The organism is Microbacterium sp. CCH5-D1, from assembly GCF_001557335.1.
GTDB lineage: Bacteria > Actinomycetota > Actinomycetes > Actinomycetales > Microbacteriaceae > Microbacterium > Microbacterium oxydans.
Genome location: NZ_LSJW01000097.1, coordinates 1 through 1,698, shown reverse-complemented (window position 1 = coordinate 1,698; position 1,698 = coordinate 1). Strand labels below are relative to the sequence as shown.

Genomic DNA, 1,698 nt, shown 5'->3' with positions numbered 1-1,698 from the left:
TGCCGAGTTCGGTTCGGACCTCGTCGCGGAGGCGGCCGAGGTTGTCGGGCTCGGGCGCGGCTCCCAGGAGGGTCTTGGTGTACTCGTGCTGCGGGTTGAGGATGACTTCGTCCGCGGGGCCCCGCTCGACGACATCGCCCTTGTAGAGCACCATGATCTCATCGGAGAAATGCCGGGCGGTCGCGAGGTCGTGCGTGATGTACAGCACCCCGAGGTTCTCCTCCCGCTGCAGATCCGCGAGCAGGTTCAACACGCCCAGCCGGATCGACACGTCCAACATGCTCACCGGTTCGTCGGCGACGATGAACCGCGCCCCCGGGGCCAGTGCCCGTGCGATCGCGACGCGCTGCCGCTGCCCACCCGACAGCTCATGCGGGCGACGCTCCGCAAAGCTCTCCCCCGGGCTGAGCCGCACCCGCTCCAACAACTCCACCGCCCTGGCACGCACCTGCGCACTGGAGAGCTGCGGGTGATGCAGGCGGATCGGCCGCTCCAAGTGATGCACGATCGTGTGGAACGGGTTCAACGACGCGAACGGGTCCTGGAACACCATCTGCACATCCGCGCGATACGCCTCCAACGCCCGCCCCCGAGTCCCGGACGGTTTACCGTCGAGGAGGATCTCCCCACTGGTGGGGGTCTCCAACTTCATCAGCATCCGCGCGATCGTCGACTTCCCCGACCCCGACTCCCCCACCAGAGCGAGCGTCTTCCCGGCCTCGATCGTGAACGACACATCCTTCACCGCATGCAGGATGCTCGTCCTGAACCCGGACCTCAGGTGGAAGTCCTTGACGAGGTTCCGCGCCTCCAACGACGCCGTCTCCGGCACCGTCGTCCCGGCGCTATTCGTATGGGTGGTCATCGGACGCCCTCCTGGCTCACACCGGTACGCACGAAATCGCCCCGCTCCCCCTTCAACGACGGGAAACTCGACAGCAACCGCTTCGTATACTCATGCTGCGGGGACCGGTAGATCTCCTCCGCCGTCCCCTCCTCCACGATCTGCCCCTGCAACATGATCGCGATCCGATCACTGATCTCGATCAACATCGGCAGATCATGCGTGATGAAGATCACCGCGAACCCGAGCTTCTCCCGCAACCGCATGATCTCCCGGATGATGCCGCGCTGCACGACCACATCCAACGCCGTCGTCGGCTCATCCATGATCATCACCTGCGGATCCAACGCCAGAGCCATCGCGATCATCATCCGCTGACGCATACCCCCGGACAACTCATGCGGGAAACTCGACAACCGGGACGGATCCACCCCCACCAGCGTGAGCAGCTCCTCCGCCCGCGCCGTCTTCGCCTTCTTACTCATCCCAGGACGATGCGTGTCGAAGATGTCGAAGATCTGCGCCCTCACACTGATCACCGGATTCAACGAGTTCATCGCGCCCTGGAACACCATCGAGATCTTGTCCCACCGGAACGCCCGCAGGCCCTCCCCATCCAAACCCACGATGTCGATGTCATGACCGTCCCGGTCATGGAACACGATCTCCCCGCCCGTCATCAACGCCGGCGCCTTCAACAACCGGTTCATCCCATACGCGAGAGTCGTCTTCCCGCAGCCGGACTCCCCGGCCAGGCCCAGGATCTCGCCACGGTTCAGGGTCAGGGAGACGTTTCGCACGGCCTTCACCGGCGGATCCACCTCATACTCGATCGACACATTCCGCGCCGTCAG

The 1,698-nt window shown here is 64.4% G+C and carries 2 protein-coding genes; both read right to left on the bottom strand.

The window, feature by feature from the left end:
* The coding region (locus tag AX744_RS06805) for an ABC transporter ATP-binding protein (protein WP_061015957.1) at positions 1–865 on the bottom strand (865 nt) is incomplete at its 3' end.
* On the bottom strand, positions 862–1,698 hold an 837-nt coding region (locus AX744_RS06800), incomplete at its 5' end, for an ABC transporter ATP-binding protein (protein WP_061015956.1). The genes AX744_RS06800 and AX744_RS06805, both read right to left, overlap by 4 nt.